We start from the raw sequence: 26,347 nt of genomic DNA, 5'->3' as shown, positions 1-26,347 counted from the left end.
CGCTTCAGGAAGGGGACGCCGCATGGTGATCCTGGTCGATCCGCCGCGCTGGCCTGCGCACGGCACCGTCTTCTGCCACCTGGTCTCGGACGCCTCGTTGGATGAATTGCACGCGTTCGCGGACGATCAGGGCGTGCCGACGCGCGCCTTCGACCACGATCACTACGACGTTCCCGCCTCCCGCTACGACGACCTGGTCGCGGCCGGCGCCGTTCCCGTCCGGGAGAGGGAACTCGTGGCCCGCCTGATCGCCGGGGGCCTGCGGGTGCGGGCTCCGGAGAAGACCCCCGGCCGCATCACGGCCCGCGCGGCCGTGATCGCTGACTGGGAGCGGTACGACCTGCCGGACCCGCTGCGTGACGAACTCCTGGGCCGCTGGTCGGAGCCCCATCGGCACTACCACGACCTGCGCCACCTCGCGGCCTGTCTGGCCTCCCTCGACGCCCTCGGCTGCGAGACGTCCCACGTGCGCCTGGCGGCCTGGTTCCACGACGCCGTCTACGAGGCGGTTCCGGGGCGCGACGAGGAGTCGTCGGCCGTCCTGGCCGAGGAGCGCCTGGCCGGCCTCCTGCACCGGGCCGAGGTGGAGGCCGTCGCGCGGCTGGTGCGGATGACGACGCACCACGACCCTTCCGGCGAGGACGAGGCCCAGCTCAGCGACGCCGACCTCTCGATCCTCGGGCTCCCGCGGGCCCGCTACGACATGTACGTGCGCGACGTGCGGGGCGACTACGCACACCTGCCGGAGTCCGCCTGGCGGGCCGGGCGGAGCACCGTGCTGGGCGCGTTGCTGGGCCGCCCGCGCCTGTTCCACACGGCGACCGGCGCCGACCGCTGGGAGGAGACGGCGCGCGCCAACCTCCGCGCCGAGCTCGCCCGCTGGTCACGGGTTCCGGCGACGTGACGGTCCTCGACCTCGACGAGGTCGCCCCGGCCCCGCCCCATCCCCGTCGCGGGGCTGGCTGGTGGCCCTCACAGGACTATTGACGATCGCCCTGGTGATCGCCGGCACCGCGATGTGGCAGCGACGGCAGGTCGAGGAGCCGCTGCTCACCCCGGACTGGGAGGCTCCACCGTCCGAGGTCGTCTGGACCATGTCGCCGACCGCCTCGGCGACGGACGACGACATGTTCACCTACCTGATGCCCGTCTCCCCCGACCACGCCCTGGTCTTCTACTCCGGGCTGACCGCCTGGGCGGCTCTGCCGACCGACACCGCTCTTGCCCTCCTCGACCTGCGCACCGGTCAACGGCTGTGGGAACGGGCCCTGGACGGCCGCCAGTCCTATCCGCTGGCCGCCCGCCCCGGCAAGTACATCGTGGAGATCGTCGTCTCGACCAGCCCGTCCGGGTCGGCGGCGGTCAGGACGACCGACTGGACCACCGGGGCCGAACTCAGCCGCCTCGACGACGTCGACCCCGCCTCGTTCCAGGGGTTCGGGGGACGCATACTGCCCCCGGATGTTGACACCCTCGCCCTCAGCCACGACGACCGGGTCGGGCTCCACCGGGTCCTGGAACTCGACGACCCAGTCTGGGAGGCCGACGACGCCAGCCGTGTCCTCGCCGTCACCGACGACATCGTCGTCACGGCTCGCGCTGCCTACGATCGGGCGACGGGGTCGGTACAGGAGTGGGATTCGCTCCCCGCGGGGCAGAGCTGGGTGCAGGGGGTGGGCGACGGGCTCGTGGAGAGCCGCACCGACGGGGCGGTGGTCCGCTGGGAGACATCGCACGGCCGGGCACTTTGGACCCGCACGGGAGCCAGTCTCCTGTTCGCCACGGACGGGGTCGTCGCCGTCAGCACCGAGACCGGACGGTGGCCAGAGAGCCAGCTGCTCCTCCTCGACCCGACCACCGGAGCCCCCCTGCCAGGCTCGGAACCCATCCACCTGCCGGCGGACGCCTGGGCCCAGGCGCTGCCCCACACCGACCTCTTCATGACCACGGCCCCGGACGGCGTCTCCCTGCATAGCCTCACCACCGGCCGGGTTCTCACCACCATCGCCTCACCCGGCTCCACCGACGGCTGGCTGGGTCTTTCCGGGCAGGGCCGCGAGACCCTGTACCTCGACATCCAGGGCGACCTCGGCGCCTACGACATCGCCACGGGACGCGAACTCTGGCGGACGACGGACGCGGCGACCTACACCATCATCGGCAGCCACCTGCTGGAGGTCTCCACGACCGGCGATGGCCGCCTGACTGCGCTGCGCTGACCCGGCGGTCAGGCCCAGGCGGGCAGCTCGAACCGGCGGGTGACCCGGCCGTCAGCAACGCTCCACTCGAAGATGCCCTCGTCGCTGGTAGCCGTGTAGAACAGTGCCGGGTCGGCCGCCCGGTAGACCGCCTCGGGTCGGTAGCCGTCCTCGGTGAAGGTCGTGACGTCGTCGTCGCCGAGGTGCCACAACCCCACCGAGGCGCTTCCGGTCTCGAGCGTCATCACCAGGCCGGAGCTGTCGGCAAGCCATTCACAGTACATCGGTCGGGCCGACGGCCTGATGACGGCGGACGGCGTCAGCGAGGCCGCATCGTAGACGTGTAGCTGACCGGCCCAGTCAGAGAAGGCCAGCAGGGTGCCGTCGGGGCTCCACCGCGGCTCCACCGCCTGCTTCACCTGATCGAGAGTCGCGATCAGCTTGCCGGTGGCCACTTCGCGAATCTCGGGACCCGAGTTCAGGTCGCCGGAGAGTAGCCGCGTGCCGTCTGGGCTGAACGCCAACCAGGCGGGTGACGGGGCCGACGGCTCGAACTCGGCGACCCGCTCGAGGGTGGTCGCGTCCCAGGCCAGCACTCGGTGGTCGTCGCCGCTGCTGGCCAGCAGGGCGCCGTCGGGTGAGAAGGCGAGGTGCCGGACGCGGGCGGAGGCGTCATCCATCCGCACATCGGCGTGGGCTTCGACGCGATACAGCTCGGTGAAGTCGGCGGCGCTGAGCAGTGCGATCGAGTTGGCATCGACGTTGCGGGCGAGGGTCGGCGATGTGGGATGCCAGGCCAGTGCGCCCAGGCTCGGGCCTGAATCAGTGGGGCCGCTGTTGCGAGAAATGCTGCCAGTGGTGGCCGACCAGACGACGATGGAGTCGCCATGCAGGGCGGCGAACTCCGCGCCGTCACCCGAGAAGGCCACCTGCCTGCTGCTGATGAGGTTGTCTGGGTTGAAAGGGACCATGTCGCCGTCCTGACTGCCGGGACCGTCGGGTTCTGGACCGGAGCCGGGCCTGTCCACCGGGCCCTCGGCCGCGGTGCAGCCGACGAGGGATCCGGCGCCGAGACCGACGGCGCCCAGCAGGAGGGTTCTGCGTCTCACATCCATGGTCTCTCTTCTCGGTGCTTGCCAAGGCCGAAGCGGTCGATCTGTCCGGCCAGAGCCGCCCAGTCGGTGGGCTCGGGGGCGGCGGCCAGGCCGTTCACTCGCTTCATGGTGTCGTCGTCGAGCCGTGCCACCGCCAGATTGAGCGCCTGGGTGATGGCCGTCGCCACCTCGAGCCGGTCGGTCAGCCCGTGCGGCACCTCGAGGATGACGACGTCGTCGGCCGTCACCGACACATGCACCTGCCCTGACTCGTCCCGACCATCGGCCTGGACGGGGAACCAGAACGCCGTCGGGAGGGGTTGGGACGACCGGGCCGCCTCCAGCTGCTCGGCGGCGAACTCGAGCGCGATCTGATGGTCGCGGCTGGTCGGCTCCGAGCCGAAGACGGCGTCCAGCTCCGCCAGCTGTGCCGCGCGATGCTCCGCGAGTGCCCGGCCCAGCGCTCCGCGCAGGGACGCGACGGTGGCCTCGTGGGAGGCGGGGTCGTCGGGGAGCCGGTCGAGCTGCAGGAGTTCGAGCCTTCCGTCTGTCAACCGGGCGAACAGCCACGGAGTCTGACACTCGTGGTCGGTGGTGGTCATGCCGCGAACCTGCACCAACGGGTCGAGCCGTCGCTGAGCGTCAGCTCGTCATGCACCAGACCATCGACGTCGACGGCGCGCTGCTGCGTCGCCGCGAGCCCGAACCGGGCCAGGGCGGCGTACTCGTCTGGCACGTGCAGCACAACCCACGGCCTTGCCTTGGAGCCATCGCCGGAGGCGAGGATCGCCTCTACGGCGAGGCCTGCGTAGAACGCCTCGCGGCGGGCCCGCCCCCTGTCGCCGATGCCCGCGTAGGCGGTGCTCAGGAGGGCGTGGGCGTCGGGGCAGAACAGCGCGCCCGGCATGAGGCCCTCGACCAGGCGGATGACCTCGTCGTGACGGTCGGCTGCGGCGAGCTCGGCGGCACGAAAGAGCCAGGTGGTGGCGCGGCTGAAGTTGGGAGAGCCGACGATGGCCCGGTGCAGGGGCCGCAGGGTGGCGTCGGAGGGCGCGTCGACGTAGGCGGTGAAGGCGTTGGAGAGACTCACAGGTACTTCTCCAGTTCCTCGAGAGTGAGGTTGTTGACGAAGTCGCGCCCAGCCCGTCGGGCATCGACCTCGACCGGTCGGGCCCGATATGCCTCATCCACTGACGTGGAGGGGTTGTCGCCCTTGTTTCGCACGTAGGTCTGGTTGAGTTCACGCCAACGGGCGGCCTCTTCCGGGGTCATCCCGGCTCCGTTCGTGGTCGAGTTCGGGTCCATTGCCATGCCCTCGTACTGACGGGAGTGCTCCATCTCGTGGACGACCGTGTGAAGCAGGACCGAAGGGTCGGTCAGGAAGTCGGGGTCGAGTTGGATGTTCCCCGCGCCGTCACGCCTGCCGTAGGCACCGTTCAGGTCAACCCACTGGATCTGCTTTCGTGGGATGCCATTCTGATCGGCGAAGTCGTCGGCGATCGACTGGAACACCTCCCTCACCTTCTCGGGATCCTCGGCTGCAAGCTTCGCCAACCGGTCCGCAACTCCATCGTCCAGGTTGCCGCGGGTGTCGTTCTCCCGGACGAGCGCGTGCTCGGCTGGGAGGTCAAGGTCGGCGAAGGCGCTCTCAACTGCCGTGGCACCACGGCTCTCCAGCTGCAACAACTGAAACCTGACCACCTGGACGAAGATGGCGACAAAGACTGAAGGCGTGCGCCGCTCGACCATCTGCAGGTACTGGCCCATCCGGGAGTAGGCGACGACCTGCATCGCAACGGTCGCCTGCAGACCGCCCACGGCCCCCGCGCGTAGGCGTTGGAGGTCCTGGTCGCGGCTTCAGCCAACTCCCCCAGATGGACGGCGATCGAACCGGTACCCGTCTCGCTCTGGCTGAATTGTTGTGCCGCGGGCCCGTCGTTGGAGGCAAGGACATGGGCCACGGAATCTGTAGCATCGGTGTGCGCTGACGTGAGGCCGCTGGCGAGCCGCCGGTAGGAGGCTGCGAGCTGGCCCATCGCTGCGATGTCGAGCCGAGGCTCGATGACTCCGGTCTGCTCGAACATCCGTCACTCCCAGAATCGGGCCGCGGCCGCGGCCTCTTCGGTGGCCTGGTAATCGGAACCGGTCGCGCGCATCTTGCTGGCGGTGCTGGTGGCCCCCTCCATCGCCCCGGCGATCAGACGGTGCCATGGACCGTTGCAGAGCGCGTCACCGGCGACGGCGGCCGCCTCGATGGGTGAGCGCGTGCGGGCCGACAGGGTCTCGGCGATGATGACCTGGTGGGCGTCCGCGTACATGGCCGTGGCTGCCTGGTCCAGCGTTTCGCCGGCCTTCTGCCAGGCGGACGGGGTGAAGATCGTCATTGCTCGGACCTCTCTGCGCGTTGGAGGAGAGCGTAGTGGGCTCCCGGTTCACGACGGCATGGGGCCGATGGCGTGCCCATCCACCTGGCGGCGGACGCCTGGGCCGGCGGTCAGTCGGCGGAGTTCGCGGACGGCGCCGATGCAGCCGACGCCGGGGACACCGGCGACACCGCGGACTTCGCGGAGACCGGTGACGCCGGGGTGTCGGCCGACACCGGCGACTTCGCCGACACGGGGGAGGTTGCGGACTTCGCCGACACCGGCGAGGCCACCTTCTTCACCGGCGTCTGCGTCGCGGCCGACGCCGGCGAGTTCGCCGACGGGGCGCTGTTGCCCGAGACTGCGGCCTTGCCGAGCGACTGGGAAACGGGCGCAACAGCGGCGGAGCCGAAGGCTGACGGCGTCACCTCGATGGCCTTGGCCGGGGTCGGGGCGGGGGTGGAGGCGTTGGCCACGGCCATGCCGCCCGCCAGCGCGGCCACGCCGAAGGCTCCGGCGACGATGGTGCTGATCTTGGTCTTCATCATGGGTCTCACCTTTTCCACTTCTGTCGGCGGGGATCTCCTGCCGACATGAGCAATCCTCGTGGGCCGGTGTGAAGCCCACAGGAGACGATCATGAGAGAAGTCTCACGCCAGCCTCCTAGTGTGATGGACTCCACTGAAGGGGGAAGAGATGGACGAGGCGAGGCAGGTGGAGTTGTTCACCGACACCGTCGGCGGGCGACTGAGCAGGGCGGCCTGTCCCGCAGCGACGGCGACCCTCCTGGAACTCCACCACCGCCCCGGCGCTGGGGTCTCCGGCCTGTATGAGCTGAGTGACGGCACCTCCGTCCGCTACCTCGTCGCTACCTCCGAGGACCTGCCTGCGGGGAGCGGCACCCCCCTTCCCGGCGACGACGTGGACCTCGTCTGGTGGGAGCATCCGGCCGACCCGAAGCTCCCCGGCCTCGCCACGGCCAGCGTTCCTGAGACGGTCGAGCGGATCTGGGGGCGCGGCTCCCCGCTCGAGCATCTCGAGACGGTCACATACCGTCCCCTCCGCAGGGCCGTGCTGCGGGCACGCCTTGGCGGGGAAACGCTGTATCTCAAGGTGCTGCGCCGTGATGCGGACCAACTCGCCGCCCGCCACCGGCTCCTCCTGGAGGCAGGCGTGCCCGCTCCCCCCGTCGTCGGCCCGGTCACGGACGAGGTGGTCGCGCTGGCCACCGTGCCCGGCAGCCCGCTGGCGCAGGCTCTCCGCGACTCCCCGACGCTCCCGCTTCCGGCGGCTGCGATCCTCAACCTGGTCGACGCCTTTCCCGTCGACCTGCTGGAGATGTCGTCGCGTCACGCCTGGACCGACCGCATCGACGCCTATGCCGACGCCGCCGCCGTCGCCGTCCCTGCCGCCGCGGCGCGGATCGCGGCGACGGTCGCCCGGATCCACGCCGTCACCGGAGCCGTCGAGCGCGGCCCCCTGGCCCCCACCCACGGCGACCTGTACGAGGCGAACCTGTTCGTCGAGGCCGGACGCATCAGCGGGGTCATCGATGTCGACGGCGCGGGCCCGGGGTATCTGGTGGACGACCTCGCCTGCTTCGTCGCGCACGTGTCGGTACTGCCGACGATCGATGAGGGATATGCCCACACGGCCGCCTTCGCCGATGCCTATCTGCGGGCCTTCGGCGACGAACTCGAGGAGCGCGGGATCTCCCGGGCCGGCCTGCTCGCCCGGACCGCGGCGGTGGTTCTCACACTCGTGGCGGGCGCCAGGGACGAGACGCTGGCGGACTGGGAAGCCACTGCGCTGGCCCGCATCCGGCTCGCGGAGGGGTACGCGGCCCAGGCCTGGGGCCTGCTGCGGGTGACCCGACCATTTGATGAGTGAGCATTCACTCATTAGTATTTGCGGGTGACCCGCGCAAAACCCATGCCCCCGGAGGACCGGCGGGCGGCCATCATCGAAGCGACACTCCCACTCCTGGAAGAGTACGGCCCCGGCCTGACGACCCGGCAGATCGCCGAGGCCAGCGGCGTCGCGGAGGGAACCATCTTCCGCGTCTTCACCTCCCTCCAGGAACTCATCGAGGCCACGATCAGGGAGCGTTTCTCCCTCGACCGCGCCGAGGCACATCTCGTGTCGATCGACCTCGGCCAGGATCTGCTCAGCAAGACCCGCAACACCCTCGACCTGTTCACCCACCACATGACGTCGATCCGGACCCTGCTCATGGCCATCGGCCACGCCCACGGCAAGCCGGAGCTCTGCATCCACGAGATGGTGCAGGGACACCGTGAACACCTCGAGGCCTGGCTGGCGGAGCGGTTCGCGGAGCACGCGGACGAGCTGAGGGTTCCCGCCCGCGACTACGTCAGCTTCCTCCGACTGCTCGCCAGCGGCCGCATCCTCTCCCACGAGGACGACACCGACCCCGACACGATCATCTCCCTGGCCCTCGACGGGGCCCGCCGAAAGGACAACCCGTGATTTCACGACTTGGGCGGGTGATCAACCGCTACGTCAAGCCCTACTGGGGGCTCATCGCCATCGTCGTGGTGCTGCAGATCATCGCCACCATTATGTCGCTCTACCTGCCGACCCTGAACGCCCGCATCATCGACCAGGGCGTCGTCCTCGGCGACACCGACTACATCTGGCGCACCGGCGGCGTCATGCTGCTGCTCTCTGCCATCCAGGCGGCCGCCCAGATCGGCGCCGTGTGGGCGGGCGCGAACACCGCCATGCAGTTCGGCCGCGACCTGCGCGCGGCCCTGTTCCACCGGACGCTCAGCTTCTCGACGCGAGAGTTGAACAAGTTCGGCGCCCCCTCGCTGATCACCCGCAACACCAACGACGTGCAGCAGGTCCAGACCCTGATCCAGATGACGCTCGTCATGCTGGTCTCCGCCCCCATCACGATGGTGGGCGGCGTCTTCATGGCGATCCGCGAGGACTTCGGCCTGTCCTGGATCATCCTCGCGGCCGTGGTGCTGCTCGGCATCGGCATCGTCTTCGTCATCACGAAGATGGGGCCGCTGTTCGAGGTCATGCAGAAGCGCATCGACGCCCTCAACCGGGTGCTGCGCGAGCAGATCACCGGCATCCGTGTCGTGCGCGCCTTCGTCCGGGAGCCGTTCGAGAGCCGTCGTTTCGAGCAGACCAACGCGCTCCTCGTCGACACGACGACACGCGTCGGCCGCCTGATGGCCTTCCTGTTCCCGTTCGTCGGCCTCGTGATGAACCTCTCGACCGTCGGCGTCATGTGGTTCGGCGCCGCCCGCATCGAGTCCGGCGACATCCAGGTCGGCCAGTTGACGGCGTTCATCTCCTACCTGATGCAGATCCTGATCTCCGTGATGATGACGACGATGCTGCTGATGATCGCCCCCCGCGCCGCCGTCTCGGCGGACCGCATCGAGGAGGTGCTGGAGACCGAGAGCAGCGTCGCGCCGCCCGACACACCGGCCACCACCCCCGAGGCCAGGGGCAACGTCCACTTCGAGCGCGTGAGCTTCGCGTACCCGGGTGCCGAGGCTCCCGTGCTGAAGGACCTGACCTTCACGCTCCAGCCCGGCCGGACGACCGCCATCATCGGGTCGACCGGCTCCGGCAAGAGCACGCTCGTCAACCTCATCCCCCGTCTCTTCGATGCCACCGAGGGAAGCGTGAAGGTCGACGGCGTCGACGTGCGCGACTACGACCAGGACGCGCTGTGGGCCAGGATCGGCCTCGTGCCGCAGAAGCCGTACCTCTTCACCGGCACGATCGCCTCCAACCTGCGCTACGGCAAGCCGGACGCCACCGACGAGGAGATCTGGCAGGCGCTGACGGTGGCCCAGGCCGGCGACTTCGTGCGGGAGAAGGACGGCGAACTGGAGTCACCCATCTCGCAGGGCGGCACCAACGTCTCGGGCGGGCAGCGACAGCGGCTCGCGATCGCCCGTGCGCTCGTCAAGCGCCCCAGCGTCTACGTCTTCGACGACTCGTTCTCGGCACTCGACGTGACCACCGACGCGCGGCTGCGTGCCGCGCTCGAGCCTGAGACCAGGCAGGCCGCCGTCCTGGTGGTCGCCCAGCGGGTCTCGACCATCACCGGCGCCGACGAGATCCTCGTGCTCGAGCACGGCGAGATCGTCGGTCGCGGCACCCATGAGCAACTGCTGGCCGACAACGAGACGTATCAGGAGATCGTCTCGTCGCAGCTCAGCGCGGAGGAGGCAGCGTGAGCGAGAAGAAGGTCAAGGCGAACAAGCGCCCCGACTACGCCCCCCAGCGGGGCCCGGGCCACGGCCCCATGGCCGGCGGCGGCGAGAAGGCCGCCAACTTCACCGTGTCGCTGCGACGGCTGATCCGCCAGCTGCGGCCGCAGCGGGTCGCGATCGTCGCGGCCATCGTGCTCGGCACGATCTCCGTCGCGCTCGGAGTGGTGGGCCCGAAGATCCTCGGGCGCGCCACCGACCTGATGCTGGCCGGCATCATCGGCAAGTCGATGCCCGCCGGGATCACGAAGGAACAGGCCATCGAGCAGGCGATCCAGGCCGGCAACGCCGACATGGCCGAGATGCTCCGCAGGCTGGACTTCGTCCCGGGCGAGGGCATCGACTTCGGCGCCATCGGGACCGTGCTGCTGATCGTGCTCGGCCTGTACCTGGTGAGCTTCGCGTTCTCCTACGCGCAGGGCTGGATCCTGAACGGCGCCGTGCAGCGCACCGTCTACCGGATGCGCGAGCAGATCTCCGCGAAGATCGACCGGCTGCCGCTGAGCTACTTCGACAAGCAGGCGCGGGGCGAGGTGCTCAGCCGCGTGACCAACGACATCGACAACGTGTCGCAGTCGCTGCAGCAGACACTCTCCCAGCTGCTCAACTCGCTGCTCATGATCATCGGCGTGCTCGTCATGATGTTCTGGATCTCCCCGACGCTGGCGCTGGTCGCGCTCCTGTCCGTGCCGGTGGCCATGGTCGTGACCACCGTCATCGGCAAGCGCTCGCAGAAGCTGTTCGCGGCCAACTGGAAGCACACCGGCGAGCTGAACGCCCACATCGAGGAGGCCTTCACGGGCCACTCGCTGGTCAAGGTGTTCGGTCGCCAGCGCGAGGTGGAGGCCGAGTTCGAGCGCCGCAACGGCGACCTGTTCAAGGCGGGCTTCGGCGCCCAGTTCATCTCCGGCATCATCATGCCGGTGATGTTCCTGGTCGGGAACCTGAACTACGTCGTCATCGCCGTCATCGGCGGCCTGCGGGTGGCCTCGGGGCAGATGAACATCGGCGACGTGCAGGCGTTCATCCAGTACTCGCGTCAGTTCACCCAGCCGCTGACGCAGGTGGCGTCGATGGCCAACCTGCTGCAGTCGGGCGTGGCCTCGGCCGAGCGAGTCTTCGAGCTGATCGACGCCGACGAGATGACCCCCGAGCCCGAGGCTTCCCTGCCCGAGACGGTGGAGGGCCGCGTCGCTTTCGAGCACGTCAACTTCTCCTACTCGCCGGAGCAGCCGCTGATCACCGACCTGAACCTCGTCGCCCGCCCCGGCCAGACCGTCGCGATCGTCGGCCCCACCGGCGCAGGGAAGACGACGCTGGTGAACCTCATCATGCGGTTCTACGACCTGGACGGCGGCCGCATCACGATGGACGGCGTCGACATCGCCTCGGTGTCACGCAGCGACGTGCGCTCCCGCATCGGGATGGTGCTGCAGGACACCTGGCTGTTCGGCGGCACGATCAGGGAGAACATCGCCTACGGCCGCCCGGACGCCACCGAGGAGGAGATCATCGAGGCGGCCACGGCCACGTTCGTGGACCGTTTCGTGCACTCCCTGCCGGACGGCTACGACACCGTCATCGACGCGGAGGGCTCGAACGTCTCGGCGGGCGAGAAGCAGCTCATCACGATCGCGCGGGCGTTCCTCGCGGATCCGAGCCTGCTGATCCTCGACGAGGCGACGAGCTCGGTCGACACCCGCACCGAGCTGCTCGTGCAGCAGGCGATGTCCGCGCTGCGCAGCGGGCGGACGTCCTTCGTCATCGCGCACCGTCTCTCCACGATCCGCGACGCCGACCTCATCCTGGTGATGAGCGACGGCGCGATCGTCGAGCAGGGCAGCCACCACGAACTCCTGGAGGCCAGGGGCGCGTACTTCGACCTGTACGAGTCGCAGTTCCAGGCCGCGCTGGAGGACTGACGCTGCAGTCGTGACAAGCCACGTCGGCCCGCCCCGGTTCATTCCGGAGCGGGCCGCTGTGTTTCTCCCCTCACGGGCGCTACACTAGTTGAGTGTTCAACTTCTTTCCAGTTGGGCACCCGACTTCCTGGAGTGACCGTGACCGAGAACCTTGCCGCCGACACCCGCATGGGCCGCCTCGAACTGCGCGTGCGCGACCTGGGCACGCAGCTCGCCTTCTACACCGACGGCGTGGGGCTCACGCCGCTCGCGGAGGAGCCCGGAGCGGTGACGCTGGGCCTCGGGGCCACCCCCATCGTCCGCCTGACGGAGGCCCCCGACCTGCGCCCCGCGCGTCGCGGCGAGGCGGGCCTCTTCCACACCGCCGTCCTGTACGACGATCCGGCCGCCCTCGCCCGCGTGCTCGTCGGCATGTTCCAGGCGTATCCGCAGACCTACGTCGGCACCGGAGACCACCTCGTGTCCGAGGCGTTCTACTTCACCGACCCCGAGGGCAACGGGGTCGAGCTGTACCGCGACCGCCCGCGCGACCAGTGGACCTGGGTCGGCGGCCAGGTGCAGATGGACACCCTCCACATCGATCCCGTCGCGTTCGTGAACCGGGAGCTGGGTGGCCTGGACCCCGCCACCCTGCCGCCCACCGTCGCCTCCCTCGGACACGTCCACCTGCAGGTCGGCGACGTCGACAGCGCACGCGACTTCTACGTCGACGCGCTCGGCTTCGACGAGACCTTCGCCATGCCGGGGAGCGCGCTGTTCGTCTCCGCGGGCGGCTACCACCACCACATGGCCATGAACGTGTGGAACTCCCGCGGCGCCGGGCCACGCAGCCGGACGCTCGGCCTGGGCGTCGTCGACATCCTGGTGCCGACGCTCGACGAGCTCGGCCGCACCGGGGAACGGCTCCGCCACAAGGGCTTCCGTCCCGATTTCGACGGCCGGACGCTGAGCGTGCTCGACCCGTGGAGCAACGAGATCCGACTCGCCGTCGGCTGACCCGCGGGCCACCGCGCGGGGCTAGACTTCGGCCAGCCCGAGCGAGAGGACACCGATGTCTGCCCTGTGGTCCACCGACCCCCGCGACGCCCTGCGCGTCACCGACAGTTTCGACCTGACCGGCTTCGACCGCGCGTCCACCCCCGGCTTCGCCGGTGACAAGGCCGCGGCCGCCACCCTCATGGCGGAGCGCGGCGAACTGCTGAGTGAGCTGCAGGAACGCCTCTACGCCCAGGGCCGCAGCGGCGCGGCGCCCCGCGTACTGGTCGTCGTCCAGGGCCTCGACACGGCGGGCAAGGGCGGCATCGCCCGGCACGTGATGGGCATGGTCGACCCGCAGGGCGTGGCCCTGCGGAGCTTCGGCGTGCCCACCGAGGAGGAACGCGCCCACCACTACCTGTGGCGCATCGAGAAGGCACTCCCCCGCCCCGGCCAGATCGGGCTCTTCGACCGCTCACACTACGAGGACGTGCTCGTGGTGCGCGTCGACAACCTCGTCGGGCCGGAGGTCTGGGGCGAACGCTACGAGGAGATCAACGCCTGGGAGAAGCAGCTCGTCGACGACGGCACCGTCATCCTGAAGTTCGCGATGATGGTGTCGAAGGACGAGCAGGCGCTGCGGCTCATGGAACGGCTGGACCGACCAGACAAGCGGTGGAAGTACTCGGCGGGCGATCTGAAGACCCGCTCGCAGTGGGACGCCTACCAGGAGGCCTACGCCGACGTGTTCCGGCTGACGTCGACCGAGTACGCGCCGTGGTACGTCCTGCCGGCGGACCGCAAGTGGTACCCCCGGGTCGCCGTCACGGAGATCCTGACGCGCACGATGATCGAGCTCGGCCTGCGCTGGCCGGTTCCCGAGTGGGATGTCGCCGAGCAGCGGCGCCTGCTGGCTGCGGACATGCCGGCGCCGGTGCTGGCCGCATCGCTGGCGGAGACGGCCGCCGTCGTCGGCGAGGCGAACGCCCAGAGCATGGAGATCGCCAACGAGGCCGCGGAGCTCCTCGCCGAGGGGCGGGGCGGGACGGCGGCGGAGGAGGCGCGGTCAGCGGCCCGGGAGAAGACGGCCCAGCTCGAGGCCGACCTCGCGGCGACGCTGGAACACAAGCGGGCCCTGCTGCAGGACAAGGACCCGGCGCTGGCGGCGGAGACGCCGTCGAGCCCGACGCCCGAGAAGAAGGTGGGGAAGGTCAAGAAGTCGAAGAAGGGGAAGAAGTAGGAGCCGCCAGCAGCCCGCGCTCCTCCTCCGTCAGCGCCGCAGCCAACCGCCGGAGCGTGTCGCGCCGGACCTGCGCCGGCAGCGGGGCCAGCAGCGCCGTCACCTCGTCGGCGACCACCTCAGCCCTGCCGTGCCGCGGCCGGTACTGCCACGCTCGGGAGACAAGGTCACGGTCCACCCGCCCCTTCTTCGCCAGCCTGTCGAGCACCGTCATGACGGTGGTGTAGGCGAGCTCCCGCTCGGTGGTCAGCAGTTGGTGGACCTCACTGACGGTGCGTGGCGCGTCAGAGGTCCACAACAGCTCCATGACGCGCTGCTCAAGCTCTCCCCGGGACGGCATGCGGCTCATCATAGGCCCCCCCTCGCGCGCTCCGACCCACAGGTTGTATAATTACGACGCCCCGTAGTACGTTCGAAGCATGGACGCTGTGACAATCGCACGGTGGCAGTTCGGCATCACAACCGTCTACCACTATTTCTTCGTACCCATCACCATCGCGATGTCGATGCTGGTGGCTGTCCTGCAGACGATCTGGGTCAAGACGGGCAACGACGCCTATCTCCGGCTCACCAAGTTCTTCGGGAAACTGTTCCTCATCAACTTCGCCCTCGGTGTCGTGACGGGCATCGTGCAGGAGTTCCAGTTCGGCATGAACTGGTCCGAGTACTCCCGCTTCGTCGGCGATATCTTCGGCGCCCCGCTGGCCCTTGAGGCCCTGCTGGCGTTCTTCCTCGAGTCGACGTTCATCGGCCTGTGGATCTTCGGCTGGGACAAGCTGCCGAAGAAGGTCCATCTGATGACCATCTACATGGCCGCGTTCGGCACCATGCTCTCGGCGGTCTTCATCCTCGCGGCCAACTCGTGGATGCAGAACCCGGTCGGCGCGGTCTTCAACGAGGTCAGCGGCCGCGCCGAACTCGACGGTGTCGCGGGCTTCCTCGAGGTGCTGACCAACCCGGTCCTCCTCGTCACCCTCCCGCACGTGCTCTTCGCGGCCTACATGGTCGCAGGCGGCCTCATGGCCGGCATCGCCGGCTGGCACCTGGCCAAGATCAACCGTGACGGCGAGGCACGCGAGGGCGACACCGCCGCCTACCGCTTCGCCGCGAAGTTCGGCGCCTGGGTGCTGCTGGTCGCCTCCGTCGGCGTCATCATCACCGGCGATATGCAGGCCAAGGTCATGACGCAGGTGCAGCCCATGAAGATGGCCGCGGCCGAGGCCCTCTTCAACACGACGACCAACGCCCCGTTCTCCGTGTTCACCATCGGCAACCGCGACGGCACCGAGCAGGTGTTCGCCATCGAGATCCCCGGCCTGCTGTCCTTCATGTCGGGTCACGACGAGGTCCAGGGCGTCAACGACCTCCGCGAGCAGTTCGCCGCGGACGGCTTCCTCCGCAACGACGACACGCAGACCACGCTGCAGCAGCAGTACGCGTCGATCCTGGCCGAGAACTACGACGTCAACCCCATGCCGAACGTGCCGATCTCCTACTGGACGTTCCGCATCATGATCGGCCTCGGGTTCGTCGGCATGGCCGCGGCGGCGCTGATCCTGTGGACGCTCCGCAAGGGCCGGCTGCCGAAGCCGAGCCCGCTGTGGACGCTGATCATGTTCGCGATGCCCCTGGCACCGCTGTTCGCCAACTCCTTCGGATGGATCTTCACCGAGATGGGCCGTCAGCCCTGGCTCGTCGCCGGCGTCATGCCGACGGCCGCAGGCGTCTCACCCACCGCGTCGCCCGCTGAGGTGCTCTTCTCTATGATCGTCTACACCCTGATCTACGGCGGCCTCGCGGTCATCGAGGTCTGGCTGTTCCTCAAGTATGCGAAGAAGGGTCTTCCCGATGTCGCGCCAGTTGAGGTCCAGAAGGATCCCGACGCTCCCCTGACCTTCGCGTACTGAGGACAGCCACATGTTGAATCTCCTTGAGACCCCGTCAACCCTGACCATCGTCTGGTTCGCCCTCGTCGCCGTCCTGTGGATCGGCTACTTCTTCCTGGAGGGCTTCGACTACGGCGTGGCGATGCTCCTCCCGATCCTCGGCAAGAAGGAAAAGGACAGGCGCGTCATCGTCAACACCATCGGCCCACTGTGGGACGGCAACGAGGTCTGGCTGCTCACCGCCGGTGGCGCCATGTTCGCGGCCTTCCCCGGCTGGTACGCCACCCTGTTCTCGGGCCTGTATCTGCCTCTGTTGCTGGTGCTGGTCGGCCTGATCCTGCGCGGCGTCGCGTTCGAGTACCGCTCGAAGCACCCTGACACCCGCTACCGGGCCATGCTCGACTGGTTCGCCATCATCGGCTCGTTCCTTCCCTCGCTGGTCTTCGGCGTCGGCTTCGCGAACTTCGTCATCGGCCTGGCCAACGACGGGCTGCTCTGGAACGGCTCCTTCTGGGGGCTGTTCGGTCCGTTCGCCCTGCTGGGCGGCGTGATGCTGGTGGTCCTGTTCCTCGTCCACGGCGCAGCGTTCATCGCGCTGAAGACCAAGGGCGAGATCCACGAGCGGGCCGAGGGTTTCGCCACGAAGGTCGGCTGGGCCGCTGCGGCGCTCGTCGCGCTCTTCGTGATCTGCCAGAACGTCTTCTGGCCGGCCACCTCCGAGTTCGGCGACTTCACGGTGCTCGCCTGGGTCTGTGCGATCCTGTCGATCCTCGCGATCGTGGCTGCGCCGGTGATGAGCGGCAAGGGCCGCGACGGTTGGGCGTTCATTGCGACCGGCCTGTCGATCGTCACCCTGTTCGCCGGCATCTTCCTGAAGATGTACGGCAACCTCGGGTTCGCGCAGGACGAGTCGGTTCCGGTCCTCGACCGCCTGAACATGATCACCGCCGCGTCGTCCGAGACGACGCTGACGATCATGGCGTGGGCCGCGGTGATCTTCGTCCCGATCGTCATCGGCTACCAGTCGTGGTCCTACTGGGTGTTCAGCCGTCGGATCTCGACGAAGAACATCCCCGACGAAGTGGAGCCGGCGGCCTGACCGACGACTCCCGGATGCAACGGCCCGCCGCGCAGAGCGTGGCGGGCCGTTCGCGCACCCGGACCCAGGACACCGATTTCGCGCACATGGGAGACTGAACGCAATGGCCGGACCGATTCACCCCAGACTGCTCAGGCGCGCCACAGCCACCCGCGCGTTCCTGATCGCCAGCGTCGTCGTCGGCATCCTCACCTCCATCCTCCTGATCGTCCAGGCCGACCTGCTCGCCACCTGGATCACGCTGGCCTTCGCCACCGGCGACTTCCCGCCCGGCTGGCAGCGGGCGCTGCTCCTCCTGCTCGCCGTCTTTATCGGGCGGGGCCTGCTGGCCTGGGTCAGTTCGCTGCTCGCCCACCGCAGCGCCGCCAGCGTGAAGTCGACGCTCCGCCGCGACGTGATGACCGCCCGGCTGGCCACGCCGGTCGGTGGAGCCTCGTCCGCCTCGCTGGTCCGGACGGTCACCGTCGGCCTCGACGCTCTCGACGGCTACTTCTCCAAGTACCTGCCCCAGCTCGGCCTCGCCGCGACGGTGCCGTTCATCGTCGGCGGCGCCATCCTGCTCGCCGACTGGCAGTCGGCGATCATCATCGCGTTCACGCTGCCGCTGATCCCGCTGTTCATGGCGCTGATCGGCTGGACCACCGAGAAGGCGACCCGCCACAGCTTCGCCGTCGCCGACCGCCTCGCCAACCACTTCGCCGATCTCATCGCAGGCCTGCCGACGCTGCAGGCGTTCGCGCGGGCCAGGGCGCAGCGGCGCGGAGTCGAGTTGGGCGAGGAGCAGTACCGCGACGCGACCATGCGCACCCTGCGCGTCTCCTTCCTGTCGTCGTTCGCGCTCGAGCTGCTCGCCACCTTGTCGGTGGCCATCGTCGCCGTCACCGTCGGCTTCCGCCTGGTCTACGGCGACGTGACCTTCGCCACCGCCCTCTTCGTTCTCATCCTCGCCCCCGAGGCGTTCCTGCCGGTCCGCCAGGTGGGCGTCCACTTCCACGACTCGGCCGACGGCGTCGCAGCCGCGGACGCCGCGTTCGCCATCATCGACGCCGCGCCGTCACCGGGCGGGACCCGGCCCGTGACCGGACGGACGCTCCGTCTCGACGGCGTCGGCTACCGCTACCCCGGCGCGGAGGCCGACGCCCTCGCCGGCCTCTCGCTGGCCGTGGAGCCAGGGGAGGTCGTGGCGCTCAGCGGCTCATCGGGCGGGGGAAGTCCACGGCGCTGGCCCTCGCCACCGGCTTCCTCCGGCCCGACGCCGGCCGCGTCCTGGTCGGCGACGAGGACCTGACCGCCCTCGACACCGCCGCCTGGCGCGACGCCGTCGCCTGGGTGGCGCAGGAACCCGGCCTCGTCAACGGCACCGTCGGCGACAACGTCCGGCTCGGCACGCCCGCGGCCACACCCGCGGACGTTGCGGCCGCGCTGCGCGATGCCGGCGCCGACTTCGAGGCGGACAAGCCCATCGGCGACGACGGGGAGGGTCTCTCCGCCGGGGAACGACGGCGCGTCGCGCTCGCGCGGGCCCTCGTCCGGATCCGGCTGGGCGGCGCCTGGCTGCTCATCCTCGACGAGCCCACGGCCGGCCTCGACGCCGACACCGAGGCTCAGGCCATCGAGGCCGTGCGGAGCAGCGGGGCGGGGGCCCTCATCGTCAGCCACCGGCCGGCGGTGCTCGCCGCGGCCGATCGCGTCGTCGAGGTGGTGGCCGCATGATCCGCCTCGTCCGCAGCCTCCTCGACGCCGTCCCCGGCGCCCGCCGCCTGCTCGTCTTCGCGGTGCTGCTGGCCGCCCTCACCTCGGCCTCGTCGGTCGCCCTCATGGGCGTGTCCGCCTGGCTGATCTCGTTCGCTGCGCTTGCCCCGCCCGTGCTGTACCTGCAGCCCGCGGCCGTCGGCGTCCGCGCCTTCGGCATCTCCAGGGGCGTCTTCCGTTATTTGGAGCGGCTCGTCGGGCACGACGTGGCCCTGCGGATGCAGGGGGCACTGCGGCTCCGGGTCTACGACAAGCTGGCCGGCACGACACTGATCGGTCGGCGCAGGGGCGACCTGTTGACGCGCGTGGTCGCCGACGTCGCCGCGATCCAGGACCTGATCGTCCGGGTCGTCATCCCGTTCCTGTCGGCGTCGGTCGTGGTCGTCGCGACCACCGTGGCGTTCCTGTTCCTCGACGTGCCGACGGCGCTGGTGCTGCTGGCGACGGCGGTGCTGGCCGGCGTCGCGCTCCCGCTGTGGACGCAGCGGCTGTCGCTGGCGGCCGACCGCGCCGCCACGCCTGCCCGCGGCAGGCTGGGCGATGAGGTCCGCGAACTCGGCCGCACCGCCACCGACCTGGTCGCCTACGGCGCCGCCGATGACGCCCTCGAGCGGATGCTCGCGGTCGACGACGAACTCCGCCGGGTCGAGGCCCGCGGCGCCTGGATCCGGGGCATCGCCACGGCCGGGCAGATCGTCGCGGCCGGTCTCGCGGTGGCCGCCGCCCTCGTGTTCGGCACCCGCGCCGTCGCCGACGGCACCCTCGATCTCCGCTTCCTCGCCGTCCTGGCGCTGACCCCTCTCGCGCTGCACGAGGTGTTCGCCACCTTCGCGCAGGCGGCCCAGACCTACACCCGGGCCCGCTCCGCGCTCGACCGGGTGACCGAGGTGCTGGACGCCCCCGCCGTCGGTACCGGAGACGTCACCCCCGGCGACGCCGACCGTCCCGGCCTCGAACTGATCGACGTCACCCTCGGCTGGCCCGGCGCGGGGCCGGTGCTCGAGCACGTCTCGCTCACCGTCTCCCCCGGCGAGTCGCTGGCGCTGGTCGGCCCGTCGGGTGTCGGCAAGACGACGCTCGCCGCGACGGCGATGGGCCTGATCCCGCCGCTGGCCGGCACGCTGAGCCGCGGCGGCACCGTCGGCTACCTGGCGCAGGACGCACACATCTTCGCCACCACGGTGGCGGAGAACGTTCGGGTCGGGCGGCGCGACGCCACCGACGAGGAGATCGCCGGCGCGCTGCGCCACGCCGGGCTGGCGCTGGACCCGGAGCGCCGGGTCGGGGAGGCCGGCTCCACCCTGTCCGGCGGCGAGCGCCGTCGCCTGGCACTGGCCCGCGTCCTGATCGCCGACCCGGAGCTCGTCATCCTCGACGAACCCACAGAACACCTCGACCGCGAGACCGCCGACGCGCTCCTCGACGACGCCTGGCGGGCCTTCGCGGGGCGGCCCGTGGTGGCGATCACGCACGATCCCGAGTTGATCAACCGCTGCGACAGGATCGTGAGCCTGGGTGACCACCGGATAGAGTGACCTCGTGCCGCTACCCGAACAGCCCGCCGGCCGCCCGTTGAAGGTGGCCCAGTTCACCGACAACTACGGTCCCGGCAGCAACGGCCTCATGTACGCGGTGCAGCAGCTCGAGGGCAACCTGCTCGACGCCGGTCACGAGGTCATCGTCGTCGCCCCCGCCACGAAGGGCCCCAACCCCCACCATGGCCGACCGGGCCGCACCGAGATGCGGCTGCCGTCGGTGCGGGTGCCGAAGATGCCCACCCGGGTCGCGAACGGGCGGCACTTCGACCGCACGATGGACCGCATCGCCGAGCTCCGCCCCGACGTCATCCACGTGCACGGCTTCGGCCCCATCGGCGCGCTCGGCACCTGGGTGTCGCGCCGGCTCGACATCCCGATGCTGCTCACCTGGCACACCGACTTCGACGCCTACGCCGACCACTACTCGACGGTGCTGCCGCTGCTCACCGGGGTCGTCCGGGCCTTCGCCCGGCTCACCAACGGCGAAGTGCTCAACGCCGACGACCTGCGCCTGGCGGAGGTCCGCTACGAGGACCGCGGCCGTTCGACGGCGCTGCTGCTGGGGCTCTGCCAGAAGATGCTGGAGTCGGCGGTGCTGGTGACGACGCCGTCGCCCAAGACCGCGACCCGCTGCAGCCAGATGGCCCCGACCGCCAACGTCCGCGTGGTCCCGAACGGCGTGGACCCGCTGCCTCCCGGCCCGCCGCCCTTCGCCGGCCCGGACGGGCCGTTGGTGCTGTACGCCGGCCGGATCGCGCCGGAGAAGGGCATCCCGCTGCTGGCCGACGCGTTCACGCTCGTCCACGCGCGCCGTCCCGACGCCCGCCTGTGCGTCGTCGGCGACTGGGAGCGCTACCCAGCATCCGCCGGGTCCTCGCGCAGGGCCGCGACGCCGGGCGCATCATCCTGCCCGGGGAGCAGAAGCGCGACGCGCTGGGCGCCTACTACGGCATGGCCGACGTGTTCGCCTTCCCCAGCCTCACCGACACGCAGGCCCTGGTGCTGCACGAGGCCGCGCTCGCCGGCCTGCCGATCGTCTCCGTCGACCACGAGCTCAGGCTGGTCATCGACCCAGGCGTCAACGGCGAGATCGCCCGCCCCACCCCCGCGTCGCTGGCCGCGGCGCTGATGCGGGTCCTCGACCGGCTCGAGGACGACGGCTGGCGCAGCCGTGCGAAGGCCCGCTCGATCGAGCTGGCCTCACAGTGGACGATCGAGTCCCAGGCCAGGGAGATGCTCGCCACCTACGCGGAGGTGGCCGACCGCTCGCCGGTCAGCGTCGGCTAGCCTGCGGACCACGGGGCCGCCGAGCGGTTCCTCGGCCGGTTCCCGGACGCGACGCCCGCGCCGCTCGACGCGGCCCTTTCCGCCCGCCCGCACATCGTGATCGTGACCGTGCCGTCGCCCGAGGTGCCGGCCGCGGTGGCCGCCGGGCTGGTCGGCACGATCGAGGTGCTCGGCGACACCGTCGAGGACGGGTACGAGCTGAGCATCCTCACGCGCGACGGCGAGCACCACTGCTGGCTGCCGGCAGGCGACGTGGACCCGTACGGGGGCCTCGGGGCGATGCGCGCCGTCCTGGCCATGGCCGGCGGCGCGCCGACACCGGTGCCGTGGTCCGAGAGCCGGGCGGTCCTGGCTGCGCTGGCGGACGCCGTCGCCCTGGCCGACCGCCGCTGACTCAGACGTCCGCCGTCGCCCTGTCGCCGCTCGCCTGCCGCTTGAACGCGGTGGCGATCATGAGCTTGATGCGGTTCAGCTGGTTGGTCTCCGAGGCGCCCGGGTCGTAGTCGACCGCCACGATGTTGGCCTCCGGGTGACGGCGCCGCAGCTCGGCGAACATGCCCTTGCCGACGACGTGGTTGGGGAGGCAGGCGAACGGCTGCGCGCACACGATGTTGGGTGCGCCCGCCTCGATGAGCTCGACCATCTCGGCGGTCAGCAGCCAGCCCTCACCGGCCAGCGTGCCGAGCGAGATGATGTCGTCGGCCTTCGCGGCGAGGTCCTTCATCTTCGGCGGGGTGTCGAACTTGCCGTTGCAGCGGGCCAGGGCCCGCGCGACCGGTCGCTGGTACTGCTCGACGGCCCACACCGCGAGCCGCTTGAGGGCGACCGACCGGTCGCCGATGCCGAGCGCGTCGGCCCGGAACCGCGCCGAGTACAGGCCCATGAGGAAGAACGGGAGCATGCCGGGCAGGACGGCCTCGCAGCCCTCGGACTCGATGACGTCGATCACGTTGTTGTTGGCGTCCGGGTGGAACTTGACGAGGATCTCGCCGACGATCCCGACGCGGGGGCGACGGGGCTCCGGACGCAGCACAAGCGCGTCGAAGTCGGCGACGATCCGGTCGATGAGCCCCCGGAAGCCGAGGTGGCGGCCGAGGCTCGGAACGTCGCCGGAGAACTGGAGGAACTCCTGCGCGGCCGTGTCCCACCGCCGGTAGAGGGCGTCCGCCGCGCCGGGTTCGGCCTCGTAGGGGCGGGTGCGCAGGACCAGGTTCTGCAGGAGGTCGCCCACCACCAGGGCCTGGATCGCCGGGTGCAGCAGTCCGGGCGTGAGCGTGAAGCCCGGGTTGTCCTCGAGCCCCTGGAGGCTGATGGCCAGCACCGGCACCTGCGGGTAACCGGCCTCCCGCAGCGCCTTCCGCAGCAGCGCCGCGTAGTTGGTCGCACGGCACATGCCGCCCGTCTGCGTGATGCCGACGGTGGAGCGGTCCGGGTCGGCCTCCCCGGAGCGGATCTTGTTGACGAGCTGTCCGATGACCATGATCGCCGGGAAGCAGGCGTCGTTGTTGACGTACCGGAGTCCGACCTCGATGTCCTCGGCGCTGGCGTGCTCGAGCAGTTCCACCCGGTAGCCGAGCTTGCGGAGCACGGGCATGAGGAGCCGGAAGTGCATGGGGGCCATCTGCGGCGCGTAGATGGTGTGGGTCTCCCGCTCCGCGTGGCCGAAGACGGCCCGGGCAGGCTCGCCGGTGGTGTCGACGGTCCGGCTGCCCTCGCGCTCGGCGGTGGCGGCCTGCAGGGAACGCAACCGGATGGTGGCCGCCCCCAGGTTGGAGACCTCGTCGATCTTCAGGACCGTGTGCAGGTCGCCGGCGGCTTCGAGGATCTCCGCGACCTGGTCGGTGGTGATGGCGTCGACGCCGCAGCCGAACGAGTTGAGCTGCACGAAGCTGAGCTCGGGCGCTTCCCCGACCACGGCGGCGGCCTCGTACAGGCGGGAGTGGTAGGTCCACTGGTCGCGGACCCGCAGCGGTCGGGCGAGGCGCGGGGCCTCAGGGTCGATCAGCGCGTCCTCCGTCAGTACCCCCATCCCCAGCCCGTTGATGAGGCTGGGGATGCCGTGGTTGATCTCCGGATCGACGTGGTACGGCCTCCCGGCCAGCACGATCCCGCGCAGGCCGCGTTCCCGCAGGTACTCGAGGGCGCGGGCCCCCTCCGCGCGGATGTCGGCCCTGACGGCCGCGTCCTCGGCGAAGCCGGCCGCGACGGCCTGCCGCGCCTCCTCGAGCGTCACGCCCCAGTCGGCGAACACCTCCACGAGCCGCGACGCCAGCTTGTCCCGGTTGTCGAGGTTGAGCATGGGAGCCAGGTAGGTGACGCCCGGGTCCGTGAGCCGCGCCATGTTGCGCTGCAGGACCTGCGGGTAGAAGGCGACGATGGGACAGTTAAAGTTGCCGTCCGAGCCGGCGAACTCGGTGGCTTCGTGCGGGATGCAGGGGTAGAAGATCGTCGTCACGCCCCGGTCCAGCAGGCTCTCGATGTGACCGTGGGCCAGCTTCGCCGGGTAGCAGGCGTTCTCCGCCGGGATGGACTCCATGCCCCGCTCGAAGACCTCGTGGCTCGAGCGTCCCGACACGGTGACGCGGAACCGGAGTTCGGTCAGGATGGTGAACCAGAGCGGGAAGTTCTCGTACATGCCCAGGACCCGCGGGATGCCGATCTCGCCGCGGGTGGCCCGCTCCTTCGTGAGCCTGCGGTACCCGAACAGGCGCCGGTACTTGTAGTCGACGAGGTCCGGCAGCTCCGACTTCTTCGGCAGCCGCTCGACGGAGGCGCCCCTCTCGCAGCGGTTGCCGGAGACGTGACGGGTTCCGTCGCCGAACGAGGAGATCGTCAGCTGGCAGTGGTTCTGGCACAGCCGGCAGGTGTCGAGCCGGGTCTCGACGGTGAACGCGTCCAGCTCGGCGGGCGAGAGCGCCGTCGACCTTCCCCCGGTCCAGTTGCGCTGCGCCGTCAGGGCCGCGCCGAGCGCGCCCATGTGGCCCGCCAGCCGGGGTCGGACCACCTCCACGCCCGTCTGCAGCTCGAACGCCCGCAGGACGGCGTCGTTGAGGAAGGTGCCGCCCTGCACGACGACCCTGTCGCCGAGCTGGCCGGTGTCGCGCAGCTTGATCACTTTGAACAGCGCGTTGCGGACGACGGAGCAGCAGAGTCCGGCGGCGATGTCGGCCGGCGTCGCCCCCTCCCGCTGTGCCTGCTTGACCGACGAGTTCATGAACACGGTGCAGCGGGTGCCGAGATCGACAGGCGCCGACGACTCGAGCGCGAGCCGCGCGAAGTCGGCCACCTCGATCCCCATGCCAGCGGCGAACGTCTGCAGGAACGAGCCGCAGCCCGAGGAGCAGGCCTCGTTGACGGCGATCGAGTCGACGGCGCCGCGGACGATCCGCAGGTACTTCATGTCCTGGCCGCCGATGTCGATGACGGCGGTGACCCCGGGACAGAGCCGGTCGGCGGCGCGGAAGTGGGCCATGGTCTCGACCTCGCCGTCGTCGAGGCGCAGGGCCGCGCGGACGAGGCCCTCGCCGTAGCCGGTGACGCAGGCGCGGGCCAGGTAGGCGCTGAGGGGAAGGTCGCGGTGGACCGCGGCCAGGATGCCGCGGGCGGCGGCGACGGGGTCGTTGCTCGGCTGATAGTGCGCGTACGCGATGCGACCGGCGTCGTCGAGCAGCACGGCCTTGATCGTGGTGGAGCCCGCGTCGATCCCCAGGAACAGCGGACCGTCCGCATCCGCGAGATCGATCCGGTCGTCGGCACTTCCGGCGTGGCGGGCGGCGAAGGCGTCCCTCTCGTCGTCGTCGGCGAAGAGCGGCCGCAGCCGGGGACTGACGAGTGGAAGCATGACGGTGTCGGTGAGCCGGGCGCGCAGCACGCCGGGCGTGGCGCGCGACGCGTCGTCGGGGCGAGCAGAGCGGCGCCGAGAGCGACATAGAGGTGCGCGTCGTCGGGGGTGACGAACGCGTCGACCTGCTCGGCCAGCGAGCGTTCGTAGGCGACCCGCAGGTTCGGCAGGAAGTGGAGCGGGCCTCCGAGGAGGACGACGGTGCCACGGATGGGGTGCCCCTGCGCGAGGCCGGCGATCGTCTGCGTCGCGACGGCCTGGAAGACGCTGGCGGCCAGGTCGGTGTGGGCGGCCCCCTGGTTCAGGAGCGGCTGCAGGTCGGACTTGGCGAAGACGCCGCACCGCGACGCGATCGGGTAGAGGTGGTCGGCGCCGCCCGCCAGCTCGTCGAGGCCGGCCGCGTCCGTGTGTAGGAGGGTGGCCATCTGGTCGATGAAGGCGCCGGTCCCGCCGGCGCAGGTGCCGTTCATGCGCTGCTCGACGGCTGGGCGCAGGTACGTGATCTTCGCGTCCTCGCCTCCGAGTTCGATCACGACGTCCGCGTCCGGCACGAACCGCTCGACGGCCTCGGTGCCGGCGATGACCTCCTGCACGAAGGCGATGCGCATGAGGTCGGCCACGCCCAGGCCGGCCGACCCGGTGACGGCGCAGGCCATCGCCGCGTCCGGGAACCGCTCTTCGATCTCCGTCAGCAGGGTCCGCAGCGCGCCGCGCGCGTCCGCATTGTGGCGGCGGTAGCGGCTGAAGACGGTGCGCGCGCCGTCGAGGACGACGGCCTTGACCGTCGTCGATCCGATGTCGAGCCCGAGTGACAGCTGCATCGACCGCTCCTGGTGTCCGTGGATCAGTGCCACACACCGTAGCAAGCAAGTACTCACTTGCGTTAGGCT

Annotated in this window: 20 protein-coding genes and 4 pseudogenes; 17 read left to right on the top strand and 7 right to left on the bottom strand. The window is 70.2% G+C overall.

The window, feature by feature from the left end; genetic code table 11:
* The first annotated feature begins 22 nt into the window (after positions 1-22).
* Complete coding sequence (locus H9L22_RS16525) at positions 23-904, top strand: DUF4031 domain-containing protein (protein ID WP_187720854.1); 882 nt, start codon at positions 23-25, stop codon at positions 902-904.
* A 61-nt stretch (positions 905-965) separates the two neighbouring features.
* Positions 966-2,219: a PQQ-binding-like beta-propeller repeat protein gene (locus H9L22_RS16520; protein ID WP_187720853.1), complete on the top strand. Its 1,254-nt coding sequence runs from the start codon at positions 966-968 to the stop codon at positions 2,217-2,219.
* An 8-nt stretch (positions 2,220-2,227) separates the two neighbouring features.
* Here the strand turns inward: H9L22_RS16520 and H9L22_RS16515 are convergent, their stop codons facing one another.
* The 5 genes from H9L22_RS16515 to H9L22_RS16495 form a co-directional block, all read right to left on the bottom strand.
* A complete protein-coding gene (locus tag H9L22_RS16515; protein ID WP_187720852.1) occupies positions 2,228-3,307 on the bottom strand; it encodes a WD40 repeat domain-containing protein in 1,080 nt (359 codons plus the stop codon).
* Entirely contained in the window at positions 3,304-3,894 is a 591-nt protein-coding gene (locus H9L22_RS16510; RefSeq protein ID WP_187720851.1) for a hypothetical protein, read from the bottom strand. Before H9L22_RS16510 ends, H9L22_RS16515 begins: the two co-directional genes overlap by 4 nt.
* Positions 3,891-4,382 (bottom strand): DUF4919 domain-containing protein, encoded by a 492-nt coding sequence (locus tag H9L22_RS16505; protein ID WP_187720850.1) that lies wholly within the window; start codon positions 4,380-4,382, stop codon positions 3,891-3,893. Before H9L22_RS16505 ends, H9L22_RS16510 begins: the two co-directional genes overlap by 4 nt.
* Positions 4,379-5,083 carry a hypothetical protein gene (locus tag H9L22_RS16500; RefSeq protein ID WP_187720849.1) on the bottom strand — a complete coding sequence of 235 codons (705 nt, stop codon included), beginning with the start codon at positions 5,081-5,083 and terminating at the stop codon, positions 4,379-4,381. The genes H9L22_RS16505 and H9L22_RS16500 overlap by 4 nt, the downstream gene beginning before the upstream one ends.
* A 296-nt stretch (positions 5,084-5,379) precedes the next feature.
* The gene (locus H9L22_RS16495) at positions 5,380-5,676 is read right to left on the bottom strand and encodes a hypothetical protein (protein ID WP_187720848.1); all 297 of its coding nucleotides are present in this window, start codon (positions 5,674-5,676) and stop codon (positions 5,380-5,382) included.
* Between the two features lie 72 nt (positions 5,677-5,748).
* Here H9L22_RS16495 and H9L22_RS16490 point away from each other — a divergent pair, with 72 nt between their 5' ends.
* The 7 genes from H9L22_RS16490 (at position 5,749) to H9L22_RS16460 (ending at position 14,054) form a co-directional block, all read left to right on the top strand.
* Positions 5,749-6,252: a hypothetical protein gene (locus H9L22_RS16490; protein WP_187720847.1), complete on the top strand. Its 504-nt coding sequence runs from the start codon at positions 5,749-5,751 to the stop codon at positions 6,250-6,252.
* A 99-nt stretch (positions 6,253-6,351) separates the two neighbouring features.
* Positions 6,352-7,545: a phosphotransferase gene (locus H9L22_RS16485; protein ID WP_187720846.1), complete on the top strand. Its 1,194-nt coding sequence runs from the start codon at positions 6,352-6,354 to the stop codon at positions 7,543-7,545.
* A gap of 24 nt (positions 7,546-7,569) precedes the next feature.
* Positions 7,570-8,145, top strand: coding sequence for a TetR/AcrR family transcriptional regulator (locus tag H9L22_RS16480; protein WP_226965942.1), 576 nt, complete (start codon positions 7,570-7,572; stop codon positions 8,143-8,145).
* On the top strand, positions 8,142-9,884 hold the full coding sequence (locus H9L22_RS16475) for an ABC transporter ATP-binding protein (RefSeq protein ID WP_187720845.1): 1,743 nt from the start codon (positions 8,142-8,144) through the stop codon (positions 9,882-9,884). The genes H9L22_RS16480 and H9L22_RS16475 overlap by 4 nt, the downstream gene beginning before the upstream one ends.
* Positions 9,885-9,952: 68 nt before the next feature.
* Positions 9,953-11,839 carry an ABC transporter ATP-binding protein gene (locus H9L22_RS16470; protein WP_187722747.1) on the top strand — a complete coding sequence of 629 codons (1,887 nt, stop codon included), beginning with the start codon at positions 9,953-9,955 and terminating at the stop codon, positions 11,837-11,839.
* 138 nt (positions 11,840-11,977) lie between these two features.
* A complete protein-coding gene (locus tag H9L22_RS16465) occupies positions 11,978-12,835 on the top strand; it encodes a VOC family protein (protein WP_226965941.1) in 858 nt (285 codons plus the stop codon).
* 55 nt (positions 12,836-12,890) lie between these two features.
* On the top strand, positions 12,891-14,054 hold the full coding sequence (locus H9L22_RS16460) for a PPK2 family polyphosphate kinase (protein ID WP_187720844.1): 1,164 nt from the start codon (positions 12,891-12,893) through the stop codon (positions 14,052-14,054).
* Here the strand turns inward: H9L22_RS16460 and H9L22_RS16455 are convergent.
* Positions 14,026-14,394 carry a BlaI/MecI/CopY family transcriptional regulator gene (locus tag H9L22_RS16455; protein WP_187720843.1) on the bottom strand — a complete coding sequence of 123 codons (369 nt, stop codon included), beginning with the start codon at positions 14,392-14,394 and terminating at the stop codon, positions 14,026-14,028. The two genes, H9L22_RS16460 and H9L22_RS16455, sit on opposite strands and share 29 nt — an antisense overlap.
* A 79-nt stretch (positions 14,395-14,473) precedes the next feature.
* Here H9L22_RS16455 and H9L22_RS16450 point away from each other — a divergent pair, with 79 nt between their 5' ends.
* The 8 genes and pseudogenes from H9L22_RS16450 (at position 14,474) to H9L22_RS16420 (ending at position 22,009) form a co-directional block, all read left to right on the top strand.
* Positions 14,474-15,961: a cytochrome ubiquinol oxidase subunit I gene (locus H9L22_RS16450; RefSeq protein WP_187720842.1), complete on the top strand. Its 1,488-nt coding sequence runs from the start codon at positions 14,474-14,476 to the stop codon at positions 15,959-15,961.
* Between the two features lie 10 nt (positions 15,962-15,971).
* Positions 15,972-17,039 carry a cytochrome d ubiquinol oxidase subunit II gene (gene cydB, locus H9L22_RS16445; protein WP_187720841.1) on the top strand — a complete coding sequence of 356 codons (1,068 nt, stop codon included), beginning with the start codon at positions 15,972-15,974 and terminating at the stop codon, positions 17,037-17,039.
* A gap of 103 nt (positions 17,040-17,142) precedes the next feature.
* A pseudogene (gene cydD, locus H9L22_RS16440) lies at positions 17,143-18,752 on the top strand (thiol reductant ABC exporter subunit CydD).
* Positions 18,749-20,326 (top strand): thiol reductant ABC exporter subunit CydC, encoded by a 1,578-nt coding sequence (gene cydC / locus H9L22_RS16435; protein WP_187720840.1) that lies wholly within the window; start codon positions 18,749-18,751, stop codon positions 20,324-20,326. The pseudogene cydD and the gene cydC overlap by 4 nt, the downstream one beginning before the upstream one ends.
* An 88-nt stretch (positions 20,327-20,414) precedes the next feature.
* A pseudogene (locus tag H9L22_RS19930) lies at positions 20,415-21,170 on the top strand (glycosyltransferase); the annotation flags it as partial.
* A pseudogene (locus tag H9L22_RS20660) lies at positions 21,158-21,412 on the top strand (glycosyltransferase); the annotation flags it as partial. The pseudogenes H9L22_RS19930 and H9L22_RS20660, both read left to right, overlap by 13 nt.
* A gap of 45 nt (positions 21,413-21,457) precedes the next feature.
* On the top strand, positions 21,458-21,616 hold the full coding sequence (locus H9L22_RS19925) for a hypothetical protein (protein ID WP_187722781.1): 159 nt from the start codon (positions 21,458-21,460) through the stop codon (positions 21,614-21,616).
* A 102-nt stretch (positions 21,617-21,718) separates the two neighbouring features.
* Positions 21,719-22,009 carry a hypothetical protein gene (locus tag H9L22_RS16420; protein WP_187720838.1) on the top strand — a complete coding sequence of 97 codons (291 nt, stop codon included), beginning with the start codon at positions 21,719-21,721 and terminating at the stop codon, positions 22,007-22,009.
* Between the two features lie 877 nt (positions 22,010-22,886).
* Here the strand turns inward: H9L22_RS16420 and H9L22_RS20655 are convergent.
* Positions 22,887-26,278 (bottom strand): annotated as a pseudogene (locus H9L22_RS20655) (acyl-CoA dehydratase activase-related protein); the annotation flags it as partial.
* Positions 26,279-26,347 lie beyond the last annotated feature (69 nt).

Source organism: Tessaracoccus defluvii (assembly GCF_014489575.1).
In the GTDB taxonomy this organism is placed as follows: domain Bacteria; phylum Actinomycetota; class Actinomycetes; order Propionibacteriales; family Propionibacteriaceae; genus Arachnia; species Arachnia defluvii.
The sequence above is the reverse complement of the archived record's forward strand: the minus strand, read 5'-3'. Positions and strand labels throughout refer to the sequence as shown.

Coding starts and splice junctions, on each gene's coding strand:
- H9L22_RS16525 (WP_187720854.1), top strand. CDS start 23: ATGGTGATCCTGGTCGATCCGCCGCGCTGGCCTGCGCACGGCACCGTC.
- H9L22_RS16510 (WP_187720851.1), bottom strand. CDS start 3,894: ATGACCACCACCGACCACGAGTGTCAGACTCCGTGGCTGTTCGCCCGG.
- H9L22_RS16500 (WP_187720849.1), bottom strand. CDS start 5,083: ATGCAGGTCGTCGCCTACTCCCGGATGGGCCAGTACCTGCAGATGGTC.
- H9L22_RS16495 (WP_187720848.1), bottom strand. CDS start 5,676: ATGACGATCTTCACCCCGTCCGCCTGGCAGAAGGCCGGCGAAACGCTG.
- H9L22_RS16485 (WP_187720846.1), top strand. CDS start 6,352: ATGGACGAGGCGAGGCAGGTGGAGTTGTTCACCGACACCGTCGGCGGG.
- H9L22_RS16470 (WP_187722747.1), top strand. CDS start 9,953: ATGGCCGGCGGCGGCGAGAAGGCCGCCAACTTCACCGTGTCGCTGCGA.
- H9L22_RS16460 (WP_187720844.1), top strand. CDS start 12,891: ATGTCTGCCCTGTGGTCCACCGACCCCCGCGACGCCCTGCGCGTCACC.
- H9L22_RS16455 (WP_187720843.1), bottom strand. CDS start 14,394: ATGCCGTCCCGGGGAGAGCTTGAGCAGCGCGTCATGGAGCTGTTGTGG.
- H9L22_RS16450 (WP_187720842.1), top strand. CDS start 14,474: ATGGACGCTGTGACAATCGCACGGTGGCAGTTCGGCATCACAACCGTC.
- cydB (WP_187720841.1), top strand. CDS start 15,972: ATGTTGAATCTCCTTGAGACCCCGTCAACCCTGACCATCGTCTGGTTC.
- cydC (WP_187720840.1), top strand. CDS start 18,749: ATGATCCGCCTCGTCCGCAGCCTCCTCGACGCCGTCCCCGGCGCCCGC.
- H9L22_RS19925 (WP_187722781.1), top strand. CDS start 21,458: ATGCGGGTCCTCGACCGGCTCGAGGACGACGGCTGGCGCAGCCGTGCG.